Below are 14,621 nucleotides of genomic sequence, written 5' to 3'. Positions count from 1 at the left end.
TGCTTAGGTCTAGGTTTCGATGGTCCGGTTGTTAGACTGATTTTTTTTCCAATGGCGCCCTCAACAGACGCAATGAAGAGCATGCTACGGTACAGCTTTCGGGTCAGCGCGATGGCTTCCTGTAATTCGTTTAGTGTATCGGCGCTTAGGCGGATGCTCAAGCTTTAGGGGGCGCTGGCCGTCTGGTTGAGTGGCATAGGATATATCATTGAAAAGGGTAAGTTGATGCTGGTACTGGCCCGTTTCGCCGTACATGCGCCGGGCGGCGTTGTCCTGGCTATCGTGGTGCCGGTGGCACCGCTGGCATTAGGCCCGTAGGTTGGCGCGGTCGTCCGTTTTTATCAGAATAGTCCAGGTGGCCTACTACAGAGTGAGTAGTAGGCCACCTGGTTTGGCCACCGGCATCCATAAACGGATTGGGTAATCCATGTCGGTCAGATCGGTAGCCTTGGGGCCGCTTAGATATCTCTATAATCGCCCATTTTGCGAAACGGTTGTTGTGCTCTATTCGTTTGCGTTAATGTAAGCTCTGTTCAGTCTCAAATTGTTATCTCGCGAATTAACGCCTCATTTTTAATGATAGGCATGAGTTTGTAAGACTGTTCTTCTCCCAGACGACAAATTACTTTAATATATTGCCTTGAAGACGGCACGAAACGTACATTCATTAATCTCATATTATTTTCTACTTCGGGAAAGAAAACGGAAATCCACACCTTGCTGGTGGAGACTTCCGTTTCATTACTCACATTCCTATTCTTTCATTTTAGCCAAGGTTTGCTGACGGAGTACATTAGTCAGTTTACTAATCTCCATTGCCGATTTTCGGACACGTACACCGGCATTGTTATTACCCGCCCGGGCTTTCTCTACGTCGATCTTCATCTTATCTACAATCTCGGTGATTTGGTCGTACGCTTCCATTGCTATGAAATTGGGTTATGGCCAATTGGCCGGTTAGAAAATTCACTGTAATGATTTCAGAATAATATTTGGTGGTGAGCTCGTCGAGCGGCGGTGCAGCAGCTGTCGACAGATCCTGACCAGGCCAACTTTTGCCCTATTTTGGGCTAATTCTCTACTTGGGTACGTGGGCTAGCCAAACTATCTACTGTTCTTGACTAGCTACGACTTGCTCATTATTGCTAATGGGGCTAGCCAGAAAGTGCAACCTGTAACCCAAATTTCCATTCTCATCTGTCTCTTTAGGCATACCATATACGGCAAAATTGCAGCGGTAAAAAAGGATCTTAGATAGCGCTTTGGCCATATCGGGCCGCTGCTCCACTACCTCGTTATACAGGTCGTGGCGAGCCACTACTTCGTTCGCATTAGTGAACATTGCCTTCCATTGAGCCACGTTCTTAGGATTCTCGAAATGCTTAACTATGTTCATGCTTATTCAGGAAAACTTGATAAGATCCGGGAGCTATAAAATGTACGATTATGAGCAGTAGAGGCGGTTTTTGTTCGATGAAAGCCGGAAGATCTACGAAGCTTGTATCCACCATAACCAGGTGCCATTTTATGGACTATAGACGTATCGCTATTTCTTGATTATGTAGGCTGAGAAAAAGTGTACTCATGATCTGATTTGTCAATGCGAGTCACCTCAAATCCTAAATACTTGATCTCTTGAATGACTTCGCCCATACGTACGCGCTCATGATTGTCATGCTCGTTGAAGACAGGTTGCTGCAACACCCGATTTCGGGTCGCTATGTGTTGTAGGCATAGCAACTGCACCACTTGCTCGTAGGTGTAGGTTGGCTGAATGGGTATCATACTTACTCTGGTTTAGCGATTTGCCTGTACTCGATACTCCAGACCCATTCATTTTTTTGATATGACTCTTCTCCATGCTCTGACTTCCACAGCGAAGCAAACGAGGCCTGTGGAGATAGTTGTATCTTATCAGGGTACGAATAATCTCGATACCCTTTGAAGGCATCTATTTGCTTGGGTTCAATGCCCTGAGCGATACATTCCTCAGCAGTCAATTGCTGCACTGGCTGCGCCCGGACATTCACGATCTCAACCCATAGCCTGGCATGGATTTTCTTCATGTGGGCCGGATTGCGCCAATCTATATCCTGATCATCCGGATTGTCCACCTTATAAACTAGTGTGGATTCGCCGGTCTCGTTACGCACTACAGCACAGGCCTCGTTTATGTACAGTGCATCACCGGCCTGCCCGAATGGACAGACGGTTTTAAGATTTTGCTGGAGCAAGCCCAGCGTCATTTTAAACCAGAAATGACCCTGCTTTTTATCAGTATACGACCATAGCCCATCGTCAGCCATTACGGGCTGATTTTTCATTAATTGACAGAAACCAGTTTTCCGACCGGCCTTATGCATTTGAATTAGCAAAAGACTAGGGTGCAGATTGATCGCTATTAGGCGATTAGGAGTTAGAGATGCCATCAGCTGAAAGGAATTTGTGAGGTGAAAAAAGATCGCGGGTTTGAACGGTGGCTGTGGGTATACGTTCTGGGAACGGGTGATTAGGTAGGGCACTGGCATTAGCCAGAACCTTGTGTAGCTTATAGAGCAGCATTTGTCGCTCGTTGCCCAGCGGGTACATCGATGTTTTAAGCACCCGGAATAGCACACGAACCAGGTGCAGATCCAGTAGAAACGAATAGGATTTGTAAATCCGGCTAAAACTACTGGTACGTCGACGCTCCCGTTTCTGCCAGGTCTGCCGGTCGATGATGGGCCGTAGGTTACGGAGATAGTAGTAACCTAGCACAAAATCATCTTCCGTCAGATCGGCTTTATCTTGGTTCACGAACCGGTCTGCGTAAAAGCGTAGGGTAGTGTCAAGCCCTTCAAATTCAAGGGTCGTTAACTGTAAATCCAGTTTGAGGTGAGGTATAAAAAGCATAGCGTCGACAGAAGCGCTCTGACAATTTTGTAGTTTTGAGTCTCGAAAGCTTGTTTGATTGCAGCCCGGCAGCGTGTGGTGACATTGCCGGGCTTTTTTTTGATCAATACCGCAGGTCGTTCACAAAGGCGACGCCGCCGTGATAGCGGCCGTGTTCATCCATGTAGCCAAGCAGGGAATTTTCGTTAAATTCCTTGTCGTAGAAGCGACATTCTTTGATAGGAGCGCCCCGGTAATTGGCCAGAACCTTCTTGATCGATGCGAATTTTTTAGTTCGCTCTCGCGTCGTCTTCCAGGGGAAAACGACCATGGTGTTATTGACTGATCCATTCTTGTGGACGATCCATACTTTGATGGGTGAATCACGCCATACCTGAGTAGGCACATTGCTTTGTTTGATTGACATTAGGGTATTTATTGTGGTGAAAATTCAGGATTGGGGGCTGCTAGTTTCCCTACGGCGGCCGACACAGTGGTATGAAACCGCTCAGTCAGTAGACCGTCGTTTACCTCTCGATGCAAGCGGTGTTTCCAGTGGGAGTATAGGCCAATTAAAGTGCGCTCGCCGCTGTAACCACGGGGGGGGCGTAGCTGTAGTACTGAATCAATTGCCTGATCGATCAATTGATTGCTTTTCACCACAGCAGCTTGCTTGTCGTCTGCAATCTGCCATTTCGTGGTGTGGTGAAAATTCCCCTTTGCACCACTTTGCAACTGATTTTTGTAATGCTCCTGAGAAAAATAGCATAGCGGCGGCATTACGGATGGCCACTTATTGCGGAGAATGAATCGTTCTGCTTTGTTGAGCTGAGAAATCCGCTGCGTGTAGAGCTCGTTACTTTTTTGATCGGTGGTACACTTCATGCCGCCAAAAAGCACATCATTCCAAAGCAGATTGAGAATCTTGTCCGTATGGTTTTTCGAGAAGTACTGCTTTGGCCAGAACTTTTCCCTAGCCACGTCCCAAAAGGCCATTGTAAGGACTCGCTGCCGTTTGTAGGTAGCAAAATCGCGTCCTTCCAGCTGGGGGACTCCGCCGGTAGTCGGCACGTTTCCTAGGCGTACCGAACTACCGGCGGGCTGACCTCCCGTATCGTCAGCCACTAATTGGGCCTTTTCAAGCCACTGTGGCGTTATTTGTGCTGGGTCGGGCTGGGTATCGACCGGGGCCGCGCCCCCCCCCGGCGACCCATCTAATGAGGCCTCCCGGCCTCGTTGCTCTTGGGGTGCTGCCTCCCGTTCTAATGTTGAAAGTCTAACGTTCAATCGCACCCGTGGAAGCGGTGGCACCGGGCTTTCCTGAAGGCCCACAACCTTATCCACCGATTCCACACCGCTATTAGGAAGGTTATTATTACCTTCTAATGTGTTTTGAAGCGGCGAAATCTGCCGCATAGCCGGGGTGGAAGGTCGATTTCGGGCTGAATCAAGGTCTATCAATACCGGCGGCTCAAACACTGCTCCAAGCAGTATCCACGGGTTTATCCACACCTTAAAATCGTGTTTTCGGCCCCTAAAAACCTTACGAATGAGTCCGACCTTACGCAACCGTTCAAGGTGATCGTAGACAGTTCTAGGGCCACATTTTGCCAGATCGGCAATTTCTTGCCGGTTCGTATAAATAGGCGGAAGCTCATCATTATCGATAGAAAGGACTGACTTCAAATGAACACGGAGCTGTTTACAGGCCGTATTAACGAGCGTTTCCATCGTGGCCAACGTACCTAACCGAATGGTATCGGCCAGGTACGTTTGATGCTCATTATGGTGTTTGATAATTTGATGCATTCGCGTGAACACATCTTGTTCGCAGACAGGTAACATAGAGAAGTCCGGCTACCGAAAGGAAGCCCGTTGAATGTCAAGTGATGGAATCAGCTGGGAACTGAATAGGGTCACTCAATCCGATACATCGGCGGGCATTAAGTCCGAGTTGATACTTCTCGTTTTTTCAAGGGCTTTAATAAGGAGCTTTCCTATATTGTCCGCCCAATTGATTGAATGCAGCTCAGCGATAAGTGGGCCTTGCCGCAGGTTAAAGACCGAATCATTTTCAAGGCCAATCGTAGAGACAGACCCCATTGAGAACAGCACTTGGATAAACTCGTTTTTCTTACGCTGCGAGTGAATAGCGTCGAGTAGATGATGTAGCTCATAGGCTGGTCGGTAGTCACAATCATCACGTCGAGGTGTGAGGCTAACATCAAGCATTAGCATTACCGAGCGAGTTTCCCTATTTCGAACGTATTCAGCTCGACAGAGCCAGGAGAAGCCAAGTTCATACAGCTGTTCCGCTGTTTCTTCTGAAATGTACTGGTCAAGCGAGCTTACAGTTACCTGCGGTTCTGGTTCGCCTAGAGATGTTGTACTCATGGTTAGAAAGGGTAGGGTGCAGTGTCGATCAGCGATTTCGTGTAGGACGAAGTAGACATATTGAGGCAAACCCAACCCCAAACAGGAATAGAGTAGACCACCAGACAGGCCAGGACAATGGCATACCTGTGCAATGAGCGCACCATAGCTCAACGCCCCCCGTACCAGCCAGCAGCAAGCCACCGGCAGCCAAAATCAGACGAACAGTTGACTCACTCATTGCCGTATTGGTGATTTCTTAAGATTCAATGATGCCGCGAGTTCGAGCAGATGCGGCTCTCCCTGGGGCAACTCAAATGGTTTCCGGCCAAGCAGTTCCTCCAGTGGTACGGCAAGCACAATACTGAACAGTAGGTAATCTGACAGATCGGGCGCATCAAGCCTATTGTAGAAAGACCGATTGCTTAGCCCTGTTTCCAACTCCCAACGGGCCTGTAGACTATGTCTGATAGATTTCCCTTGTTCCTCGAACAGCGTTCGCAAGGGCGCATATCTGGATATAGGTCTCATAAATCTGATTCGGAACCGTTGGCTCAAAACTGTCTCAGTAATGAATATTATTGCCGCTACCTAGTCCCGATTTTCACTGTTTTGAAATAGATTTCTATGCAATTCTATTTGATTTACACGACTAAAAGAATTTTTTTCTGAATTTTTTTCCGGAAAAGCCGATGCCCGTACATGTAGGTAAGCGAATTAAGTATCTAATGCGACTCAAAGGGGTATCCCCGAAAGAGATTGCGCTCTGGCTGGATGTGACGGATGGAGCCGTCCAAAAGCTACTTGACAGGGAGAGTCAGAAGACAGATCATCTCTTTATTCTTAGCGAGAATACAGGGATACCCGTTGAAGCCTTTATCCGTGAAACGGAGACTGGTTTACAGCAACTTATCGAGGATAGTAAGGCTAATTACAAACCGCTACCTAAGAGATCGCTGATGGATTGTGAGGCCCAATTGGCCCGGATGGAGGAACAGAATTTACAACTGATGGCTCGCTTAGCAGATAAAGATGATCTAATCCAGGTGCTAAAAACTGCGAGAAACTGAGACAGAAATTGAGATAAATTCTGCTTGAGACGTGATATATAGACCCGTTATATACATAACTATCTGTCTATCAATTGCTTGTTTACTAGTATTGCTCGGGTCCGGCACCCGGTACGATATACCTCTGTAACGCATTGTTAATCAATGTTTTGCAGAGGTTTTTGTTTGTCGACATGGAGACGGGCTATAATCGATTAGAGGATAACGCCCGTTTTGGTAAGCATTTACTGGTCTGCATGCTGGCTAAATCGCTGTCGCTGGCGAACCGCCGTTGCTGCTCAGAAAAGGCAGTTTATACCACTGATCACCCTATTTTTCAACCCGACAGGCAGAAGCTGAACGATCGCCATGTCAGCGATCGGCCGATGGTGGAAATCAAAACCACTATACAGGCTGGCGTAGTTTTTGCGCCCTGTACGGCCCTTACCCGTTGAGTACGCTGAAGGACTGATAATTACTATATCATTACGCTTAATTTATAAATATAGTCATATGTAAATCATTTTGTGGGCTGGTATGAATGTTGCCGATGGTGTGAGTAGACATGATAAGATGGTAAAACCAACATACGTATAGCCTCATCGTGCGCTGTACCATCAGGTTAAAATCGGCTGTCGTATCCGGAAAGTATACAGGCTGAGCGGCTGGAGACAAACTGTCCGTTGCGCCTGATAGTATGCTTGTGATCACTCAACATTCAACCTCACCACCATGAATTTACGGCTACTTGTGCCTCTATTTATCCCCATACTAGTTGTACAATCACCGAATGCCAGCGACGTTAACGCACCACCAAGTATTCATCAACCAATTCATCAACGCAGCCCTGTAGCGCGTAAAATAAACCGATTACCTGCCACCTCGACCATCCTCCCGACTACCTTTACCTCAGTTGAGCCCGCACCCGATAATGATTGTGGCCTGGCCGTCGGCACCCATGTTTCAGGTTGCTATGCCGTGGGTGGAAGCAGCAGGGCAACGGTGACAGCCGAAGTAAGCTGGACAAACGTTCCGGACGGAGAATCAATCTACGTGCAGATAAATGATCAGATAAAGACGATCGTTCCGCGCAACGTACCCACGGTGACCGAGGCCGATATTCATAGCCCACAGGTAGTTGCTTTTGACATCGAGGCAACTGGCATGCCCCTGACTGTATTGGTTACGTATGGATCGGGGGCAACGGCCTGTGCAGTTTCCAGTACACTAACAGCGCCTGTCCCTTGCTTGCCACTGGCCTGCGCTGGCCTGGGCGGAACCGTATTCAAGGATTTTAACGCCGATGGGGTGCATCAGCCGGGCGAGTCAACCGGCTTACCGGATATTAAGGTCAAGGCGATCACCAGCGATGGGGCTACCCTAACCACAGCGACCGATTCAACGGGCAAATACACGCTGGCTGTTGCTCCGGCGGCGTACCCGGTTCGGGTTGAGTTCAGCAACGTACCCACATATGCCGGCAATGGAACAATCAATGGGGCAGATGGCCGTACTACTGTTCAGTTTATAGCTACCCCCGACTGTGCCGTGGACTTAGGCGTACTGAACGCACAGGAGTATTGCCAGACCGATCCGTTGGTTATGGTGCCCTGTTTTGTCAATGGCGATCCACTGCCTGGCGGGTCAACGTCTGGTACGCTCGATGCCCTTGTTGCTTTCCCGTATTCGCTGCGGGGTAACAAGAACATGAGCAGCATGACGCCGCTGGCAACAGCCGGTCAGGTGGGATCGTTGTGGGGAACTGCATATGACAAATTCACCAGACGATTGTATACCAGCGCTGTCATGCGGAGGCACGTGGGTATGGGGCCGGTTGGCGTTGGGGGGATTTACAAAACAGATATGGCAGCTGCCAATCCCGGGCCGGCGAATACAAGCCTGTTTGTCAATGTGGCCGAACTGGGCATCAACCTGGGCGCTATTCCATCCAATTCAGATCGTGGACTGCTGCCCACACCTGGAACTGCCAGTCATGACTCCGCAGCATTTGACGCCGTCGGCAAAGTAGGTATTGGTGATATGGACCTTGCCGAAGATGGGTCTCTGCTCTGGTTTACTAATCTCCATGATGGCCAGTTGTATTCGATGCGTGTTGCCGGAGGCTCCGTTCCAGGCTCCGGCGACTGGGCGGCGCATCCGCTACCCGCCGATACGACCTGCCGCAGCGGGATGCGTCGAATCTGGGGGGTGAAGGCCTATCAGGGCAAGGTATACATAGGAGCCGTTTGCGATGCCTCAGTTAGTAAGAGTAAAAGTGATCTGCGGGCTGTTGTGTTTGCATACACACCTGGCACAACGAACGATCTGGGAAGCGGGGGAACGTATCGGATCATTTTCGATTTTCCGCTGACGTACCCCAAAGGCGCGCCCGACCGGACTGATTTCAGCGTCAGAGGCTGGTTCCCCTGGGTAGATTCGTTCAGCGAACTCACGCTGGTAAACCGGAACACGATCATTCATCCCCAACCTATTCTGGCCGATATTCAGTTTGATATTGATGGGTCTATGGTGCTGGGTTTCAATGATCGGTCGGGCTTACAGCTTGGCTTCGAAAACTTCAGCCCCAGTGCCGCCAACGAGACCCACTATGTGAACATGAGTGGGGGCGATGTGCTGCGGGCCTACTTTAGTAATGGGACCTACGTGCTGGAAAATGGGGGTAAAGCCGGTCCTAACGCAGGATCGAGCCCCACGAATAACCAGGGGCCGGGAGGCGGCGAGTTCTACAATGATGATTTCTACTACGGTGGCGAGCTAATCCATGCTGAAAATGCGAATGGGTCACTGGCCATTCGGCCTGGTTCAGGCGAGGTAGTTGTATCAACCATGGACCCGCTGAATGATCAATCCTGGTCGGGTGGTGTCCGTTATTTGAGCAATTCAACCGGTTATTATAAGTCGGGCAATAATGCGACCAGCTCCTATGTGGTGTATCGAACGCTCGACGGCGATAGTGGCACTTTCGGCAAAGCTACCGGTCTGGGCGGGGTAAGCCTGAATTGCGAACTGCCCAGTTATCTGCAAATTGGGAACCGGGTCTGGCAAGACGACGACCGCGACGGGGAGCAGGACCCGAACGAGAAAGGACTGGCAGGTGTCAATGTGACTCTATATCAGAACAATAACGTCATAGCTACCACGACTACCGATGCCAACGGCGAATATTACTTTACCTATGCGCCAACGTCATCGACGCTTTCGGGCTCAACGTCTTCGCTGTTGCCGAACACCACATACCAGCTCATGTTTGGTACTGCCGGGCAATTTGCCGACGATGTGCTGACGGAAGCCGGGGGCAGGTATCAGCTTACGGTAGCAAACGCTACGGGTGCCACGGCCAGCGACCTGACCGATTCGGACGCTCAGGTGGCCACAATCTCGGCGTTCACGGCACCGGTCATCAGCGTTACTACCGGTAACCTCGGTTCGGTAGATCATAGCTTTGATGTAGGTTTTTATTGCCTGCCAACGATTGTCGCCAGCGTATCGGTTACACCACCGAGCTGTCCAGCCAGCGGTACAGTCACAAATAATGATGGACGTATTGAGCTGAGCGGGATCCAGAACGGAAATAAAGCCATCCTCTTTTCCGCCGGTGCACTGCCATCGTACACCGTCACGGAGAATAGCCAACCGGTTGTTGACGGCCAGGTACGTTTTTCGGACCTGCCTAATCCACAGTACACAAATGGCACTAGCTACTCAATTGTGATCTACAACGGTCCCTGCTGCTTTACTGTGGTATCGACGTTGCTTCCACAACGTACCTGTGTGCCGGCAATCTCAGTTGCGTTATTACCGGGTGTGTGTAATTCAGTGACAAACGAGTATACACTCACCGGGGTCATCTCGCTCTCTAATGCCATAACCGATACGGCGGTTCTGACAGATGGGCCTACGACCATCTTATTACCCATTATGGCGGGAGCCACGTCTGTACCTTTTTCGATAACTGGTTTTCCGTCAGGCTCAGGCCTGCACGCATTGACTTTGAGCTATGCCGGCCAACAGATCAGTGAGCTGTATGATGCACCAGCGAGTTGTACGGTGGCTGCCAGTATCGCTATTGGTAGCACAACTGTCTGCGCTGGCGAAACGGCCGTGCTCACTGCCAGTGGGTGTGAGACAGGCGTAATTCGCTGGTCATCAGGAACGAATCCAGCTAGTGGGGGGTCGGTACTGATCTCAACCGTTGATCTGGCCGCCACAGTCAGCCCAAGCGTATTGAGTTACACGGCTACCTGCACAATCGGCGCAAGTAGTACATACGCCGTTGCCACCATCCTGGTGAATCCCCGGCCAGTAATTGGGCCAATGTCTATCCTGTGCAGTGGCCCCGAGGCGTATACGATCGTACTGGCAGACACTGCCGGTCCGACGGTCGGGACACGTCAGTACGAGTTGGTGAGAGGAAGCTCGTTTGAGTCAGGTGAACCGGTTACGTCGGGCAAAACAACCTTGCCAGCGCGTGGTGATGTAGGCCTGCTCCATTCATCAGGTACGTATTGGATCAGGGTGTATAACGAGAGCGGATGTTACAGCACCGTATCTGTAGTGGTGCCACCCTGCGATTGCCAGACGGGTAAATGCCTGCCAGTTGGGGTTCGACGAGCCAGATAAATGCGTCTGTCATGTCCAACTGGCAGGCTGGCCCGGTTGCAGAAGACAGACGCCCGCGCTTGGCCAGGACGCACCGACCTGCGCCTTTCTGCAGGCGCTTATTCAGCTTTACCTACTCGTAAACTGACTGAAGAATGAAGTAAATTTCATACTGGAAGTACTTCCTGCTGATCGAACAGCTACCTGTTTCGGGCATTGTTTCGGCCAAAACAGAGTTGTAAGTACTACATGAAGAAGATACTGATCATTGAAGACGACCGGCGAATTGCCCAGAACATCAGTCGTGGCCTTCAGCAGGAAGGGTATACTACGGAGGTGGTGTACGAAGGCATTAATGGTCGGCAATTAGCGATGCAACCCGATGTTGATCTGTTGATTCTGGATCTGACACTGCCCGGTTTAAGTGGTTTTGAAGTATGCCGATCTGTTCGTGCAGAGCGCCCTCATCTTCCCATTATCATGCTTACTGCGCTTGGCGAGGTTGACGATAAGGTGGAAGGGCTGGCCCTCGGTGCCGACGATTACATCGTAAAACCGTTCGATTTTCGGGAATTAATTGCCAGGGTAGCCACCTGTTTCCGGCGGTCGTCTCTGGGGCAGGAAAGTCGAAAAGAAGAGGTTTGGCGCGTTGCCAACCTGCTGGTGAACACAAGCACCAAAGAAGTAAAACGAGGGAGTGTGGTGATTGACCTGACTGCCCGCGAGTTTGCCCTGCTCAACTACCTGATTCGGAACAAAGGGCGGGTGATGGCGAAAATGGACATTGCCGAGGCCGTTTGGGGCCTCAATTTCGACCCCGGCACCAATGTGGTGGAGGTGTATGTGAATTACCTGCGCAAAAAGATCGATCGGGATTTTGAGCCTAAACTGATCCATAACCGCCCGGGTATGGGTTACGTGTTGAAAGAGGAGGTATGACCATTCGTAACCGTATTGCGGGCCAATTCTCGCTGATTGTGGCGTCGATCCTCATTGTCTTTTCGGTGGTGATCTACTTCGTGTCGGCCACGTACCGCCGGGAGGAGTTTTACGATCGACTGAAAAATAAGGGCAGAACAACCGTCCGGTTTCTGGTAGAAGTGAAGGAGGTGGACCAGAAGATGCTGAAGATCATCGACCGGAACACACTGACGGCGCTCTTCGATGAGAAAGTGTTGATCTTCGACGAAAAAAACCGACTGATTTACAGCAGTGTAGACGATCAGGTGATCAACTACTCGCCCGCGTTGCTGAATGAGGTTCGTCAGCAAAAAGACATTGAAACGTTTAGCGGCGATAATGAACTGGTCGGGCTGGTATACCGTCAGAATGGCCGCGATTTAGTTATTCTGGCATCAGCAACCGATCGGTTTGGGAAGAGCAAACTGGCAAACCTGCGGCTGACACTGGGTTGGGGCCTGTTGGGCGGGCTGAGCCTGACAATCGGGCTGGGGATTTTCTTCGCCGGTCAATCGCTTCGGCCCATCAGCCAGATCAATGATCAGGTATCGACGATCACAGCCGGTAATCTGCAACAACGGCTTGATGAAGGAAATCGGCAGGACGAGATTGCCCGGCTAGCCATCAATTTCAACACGGTATTGCAGCGGCTTCAGCAGGCGTTTGAGCAGCAACGGAGCTTCGTCTCACAAACATCGCACCAACTCCGTACACCGCTGGCCGCCCTCAAATCAGAGATTCAGCTGGGCTTGTTACGACCACTGACGGTGCCTGAACACGAAGAAATTCTGCATAATCTGTCGTCAGATGCCGACCGACTGATTGGGCTGACGAACAGTATGCTTTATCTGGCCCGGACGCTGGAAACGATTAATCAGTTGCCGTTCCACCCGGTTCGGGCCGATGATGCTGCGTTTACGGCGAAAGACGAATTATTGAGTGCCAAACCACACTACCGTATTGATATTGATTATGCGCATATGCCCGAAACAGAGGCTGATACCCTCGTAGACGGGCACGAGGAATTACTGAAGCAGGTATGGCTGAATCTGTTCGACAATGCCTGCAAATATTCGCCCGACCACAGCGCTCAGGTACGTATCAGTACCGACGCGCAACACTGCCGAATTGCGGTTCATGACAATGGAATTGGAATTACTGAATCAGATCAGGCACGAATCTTCGAGGCATTTTATCGGGCATCCAATGCACTGGATTACCAGGGATTTGGCATTGGCTTATCAATCTGTGCCCGCCTTGTTGCGTTGCATCACGGTACTCTTACCGTAACGAGCGACCTTGGAAAGGGGAGTGTATTCACTGTTTCACTGCCTCATTTATAGGGTGTCAGGTACGTCTCTAATTTTTTTCTAATCGAACTCTAACACAAATCTAAAGGTGTTGTAAGCCTGCTGTAATGGTGGGTGGGGAGCTTTGCCGACGTATTTATCTACGTTATGCGGTTCCTGCTTTTAGTTGTTTTCTCGCTCATCTGCCTGCTTCCTGCCCGTGCCCGGCATCAACCGGCAGGTACGTCATTACCCCCCGATTCGCTCTCGCTGACGCTTCGGCAAGCCGACAGTCTGTTCCTGAAAAATAACCTGCTGCTGCTGGCCGAACGATTTCGGATTGACGCTGGCAGGGCACAGATACTACAGGCCAGCCTGTATGACAACCCGACTGTCAGTGTTGAATTGAGTACCTACAACGGCGAAACCAGACAGGTGCTGGATGTAGGCAGGCAGGGGCAAAAGATCGTTTCGATCAATCAGCTTTTATACACCGCCGGGAAACGGAACAAACGAATTGCCCTGGCTTCAGAAGCCGCTCAATTGACGGAGTTTGAACTCCTTGATCTGCTGCGCGGCCTCCGCTTCGAACTGCGAAGTCGATTTTACGCCATTCATTTTCAGCAACTGACACTGAACCGGTTCGATCAGCAGCTGGGTACGTTGCAAACGACCGTTGCGGCCTACGAAACGCAGTATAATCGGAATAACGTGTCGCTCCGTGAATTACTTCGGCTTAAAGCGCTACTCTTCCAACTCAACAACGACCGGACCGACATCCTGTTTCAACTGGCTGATGATCAACGTGCGTTACGGACACTGCTGTTCGTAGACCAGCCAATACGACCCCTGGTGAGCGACCAGACGCTAAGCCGCTATCGTATTCCCACCCAGCCCGACGATTCGCTGCGGCAGATGGCACAGCGTAATCGACCCGACCTGAAAGCCAGCGAATCACTTACGCGGCAGGCCGAACTCAACTACAGCCTTCAGCGCGCGCTGGCCGTTCCTGATGTGCGGGTGGGTGGCACGTATGATCAGACGGGCAGCTACATCCAGAACTACGTGGGCGTGTCGGTGTCGACCGATATTCCGGTGTTCAACCGCAATCAGGGGGCTATTCGGGCGGCCCGCAGTCAGATTGGCTATCAGACTCAGTTACAGCGCCAGAAAGCCAATCAGGTCGATAATGAAGTGGCTACAGCTCTGGAAAAGGTGCGGGAGGTGGAACGCCGGGTTCAGGGCATCGAGCAGTCGTTTTCCGAACAGTTCGATCTGCTGAACCGGGGTGTGGTCATCAGCTTCCAGAAAGGCAACGTGACCCTGCTCGAATTCGTGGATTTGATTGAGGCGTACACAGATAGCATTCGCCAGCTCAATCGGCTAAAGGCAGATCGGGTAGGGGCTTATGAAGAGCTCAACTACCTCATTGGTAATGATTTATTCAACTAAGTACAGG

15 protein-coding genes are annotated in these 14,621 nt (G+C 50.6%); 6 read left to right on the top strand and 9 right to left on the bottom strand.

The features are described 5' to 3' along the window. Nucleotides 1-753 precede the first annotated feature (753 nt). The 9 genes from J2I46_RS21490 to J2I46_RS21450 all read right to left on the bottom strand — a co-directional run bounded on the left by J2I46_RS21490 (nucleotide 754) and on the right by J2I46_RS21450 (nucleotide 5,775). Nucleotides 754-924: an Hc1-related histone H1-like protein gene (locus tag J2I46_RS21490; protein WP_207331129.1), complete on the bottom strand. Its 171-nt coding sequence runs from the start codon at nucleotides 922-924 to the stop codon at nucleotides 754-756. A gap of 184 nt (nucleotides 925-1,108) precedes the next feature. Further along, nucleotides 1,109-1,396 carry a hypothetical protein gene (locus J2I46_RS21485; RefSeq protein WP_207331128.1) on the bottom strand — a complete coding sequence of 96 codons (288 nt, stop codon included), beginning with the start codon at nucleotides 1,394-1,396 and terminating at the stop codon, nucleotides 1,109-1,111. 161 nt (nucleotides 1,397-1,557) lie between these two features. Beyond that, nucleotides 1,558-1,785 (bottom strand): hypothetical protein, encoded by a 228-nt coding sequence (locus tag J2I46_RS21480; RefSeq protein WP_207331127.1) that lies wholly within the window; start codon nucleotides 1,783-1,785, stop codon nucleotides 1,558-1,560. A 2-nt stretch (nucleotides 1,786-1,787) separates the two neighbouring features. Further along, the gene (locus tag J2I46_RS21475) at nucleotides 1,788-2,429 is read right to left on the bottom strand and encodes a hypothetical protein (protein WP_207331126.1); all 642 of its coding nucleotides are present in this window, start codon (nucleotides 2,427-2,429) and stop codon (nucleotides 1,788-1,790) included. After that, on the bottom strand, nucleotides 2,410-2,796 hold the full coding sequence (locus tag J2I46_RS21470; RefSeq protein ID WP_207331125.1) for a hypothetical protein: 387 nt from the start codon (nucleotides 2,794-2,796) through the stop codon (nucleotides 2,410-2,412). The genes J2I46_RS21475 and J2I46_RS21470 overlap by 20 nt, the downstream gene beginning before the upstream one ends. A gap of 199 nt (nucleotides 2,797-2,995) precedes the next feature. Continuing rightward, nucleotides 2,996-3,298 (bottom strand): hypothetical protein, encoded by a 303-nt coding sequence (locus tag J2I46_RS21465; RefSeq protein ID WP_207331124.1) that lies wholly within the window; start codon nucleotides 3,296-3,298, stop codon nucleotides 2,996-2,998. A gap of 8 nt (nucleotides 3,299-3,306) precedes the next feature. After that, complete coding sequence (locus J2I46_RS21460; protein ID WP_207331123.1) at nucleotides 3,307-4,680, bottom strand: helix-turn-helix domain-containing protein; 1,374 nt, start codon at nucleotides 4,678-4,680, stop codon at nucleotides 3,307-3,309. 111 nt (nucleotides 4,681-4,791) lie between these two features. After that, nucleotides 4,792-5,265, bottom strand: a complete 474-nt coding sequence (locus J2I46_RS21455; protein ID WP_207331122.1) for a hypothetical protein — start codon at nucleotides 5,263-5,265, stop codon at nucleotides 4,792-4,794. A 216-nt stretch (nucleotides 5,266-5,481) separates the two neighbouring features. Further along, complete coding sequence (locus J2I46_RS21450; protein ID WP_207331121.1) at nucleotides 5,482-5,775, bottom strand: hypothetical protein; 294 nt, start codon at nucleotides 5,773-5,775, stop codon at nucleotides 5,482-5,484. 197 nt (nucleotides 5,776-5,972) lie between these two features. Here J2I46_RS21450 and J2I46_RS21445 point away from each other — a divergent pair, with 197 nt between their 5' ends. The 6 genes from J2I46_RS21445 (at nucleotide 5,973) to J2I46_RS21420 (ending at nucleotide 14,614) form a co-directional block, all read left to right on the top strand. Beyond that, entirely contained in the window at nucleotides 5,973-6,314 is a 342-nt protein-coding gene (locus J2I46_RS21445; RefSeq protein ID WP_207331120.1) for a hypothetical protein, read from the top strand. Between the two features lie 173 nt (nucleotides 6,315-6,487). After that, the gene (locus J2I46_RS21440; RefSeq protein WP_207331119.1) at nucleotides 6,488-6,748 is read left to right on the top strand and encodes a hypothetical protein; all 261 of its coding nucleotides are present in this window, start codon (nucleotides 6,488-6,490) and stop codon (nucleotides 6,746-6,748) included. A 277-nt stretch (nucleotides 6,749-7,025) separates the two neighbouring features. Further along, nucleotides 7,026-10,934 (top strand): SdrD B-like domain-containing protein, encoded by a 3,909-nt coding sequence (locus tag J2I46_RS21435; RefSeq protein ID WP_207331118.1) that lies wholly within the window; start codon nucleotides 7,026-7,028, stop codon nucleotides 10,932-10,934. 228 nt (nucleotides 10,935-11,162) lie between these two features. Beyond that, complete coding sequence (locus J2I46_RS21430) at nucleotides 11,163-11,852, top strand: response regulator transcription factor (RefSeq protein ID WP_207331117.1); 690 nt, start codon at nucleotides 11,163-11,165, stop codon at nucleotides 11,850-11,852. Continuing rightward, complete coding sequence (locus tag J2I46_RS21425; RefSeq protein ID WP_207331116.1) at nucleotides 11,849-13,216, top strand: HAMP domain-containing sensor histidine kinase; 1,368 nt, start codon at nucleotides 11,849-11,851, stop codon at nucleotides 13,214-13,216. The genes J2I46_RS21430 and J2I46_RS21425 overlap by 4 nt, the downstream gene beginning before the upstream one ends. Before the next feature lie 114 nt (nucleotides 13,217-13,330). Next, entirely contained in the window at nucleotides 13,331-14,614 is a 1,284-nt protein-coding gene (locus J2I46_RS21420) for a TolC family protein (RefSeq protein ID WP_207331115.1), read from the top strand. Nucleotides 14,615-14,621: the final 7 nt, after the last annotated feature.

The organism is Fibrella forsythiae (assembly GCF_017353175.1).
Classification (GTDB): Bacteria; Bacteroidota; Bacteroidia; order Cytophagales; family Spirosomataceae; genus Fibrella; species Fibrella forsythiae.
Note: the sequence above shows the minus strand (reverse complement) of the source record. Positions and strands in the feature narration are given on the sequence as shown.

Bases quoted from the DNA above. Each gene is read 5' to 3' on its own strand.
- J2I46_RS21440 (WP_207331119.1), top strand. From the start codon at position 6,488: ATGGAGACGGGCTATAATCGATTAGAGGATAACGCCCGTTTTGGTAAG.
- J2I46_RS21450 (WP_207331121.1), bottom strand. From the start codon at position 5,775: ATGAGACCTATATCCAGATATGCGCCCTTGCGAACGCTGTTCGAGGAA.
- J2I46_RS21465 (WP_207331124.1), bottom strand. From the start codon at position 3,298: ATGTCAATCAAACAAAGCAATGTGCCTACTCAGGTATGGCGTGATTCA.
- J2I46_RS21430 (WP_207331117.1), top strand. From the start codon at position 11,163: ATGAAGAAGATACTGATCATTGAAGACGACCGGCGAATTGCCCAGAAC.
- J2I46_RS21475 (WP_207331126.1), bottom strand. From the start codon at position 2,429: ATGGCATCTCTAACTCCTAATCGCCTAATAGCGATCAATCTGCACCCT.
- J2I46_RS21480 (WP_207331127.1), bottom strand. From the start codon at position 1,785: ATGATACCCATTCAGCCAACCTACACCTACGAGCAAGTGGTGCAGTTG.
- J2I46_RS21435 (WP_207331118.1), top strand. From the start codon at position 7,026: ATGAATTTACGGCTACTTGTGCCTCTATTTATCCCCATACTAGTTGTA.
- J2I46_RS21485 (WP_207331128.1), bottom strand. From the start codon at position 1,396: ATGAACATAGTTAAGCATTTCGAGAATCCTAAGAACGTGGCTCAATGG.
- J2I46_RS21455 (WP_207331122.1), bottom strand. From the start codon at position 5,265: ATGAGTACAACATCTCTAGGCGAACCAGAACCGCAGGTAACTGTAAGC.
- J2I46_RS21490 (WP_207331129.1), bottom strand. From the start codon at position 924: ATGGAAGCGTACGACCAAATCACCGAGATTGTAGATAAGATGAAGATC.
- J2I46_RS21460 (WP_207331123.1), bottom strand. From the start codon at position 4,680: ATGCATCAAATTATCAAACACCATAATGAGCATCAAACGTACCTGGCC.
- J2I46_RS21445 (WP_207331120.1), top strand. From the start codon at position 5,973: ATGCGACTCAAAGGGGTATCCCCGAAAGAGATTGCGCTCTGGCTGGAT.
- J2I46_RS21420 (WP_207331115.1), top strand. From the start codon at position 13,331: ATGCGGTTCCTGCTTTTAGTTGTTTTCTCGCTCATCTGCCTGCTTCCT.
- J2I46_RS21425 (WP_207331116.1), top strand. From the start codon at position 11,849: ATGACCATTCGTAACCGTATTGCGGGCCAATTCTCGCTGATTGTGGCG.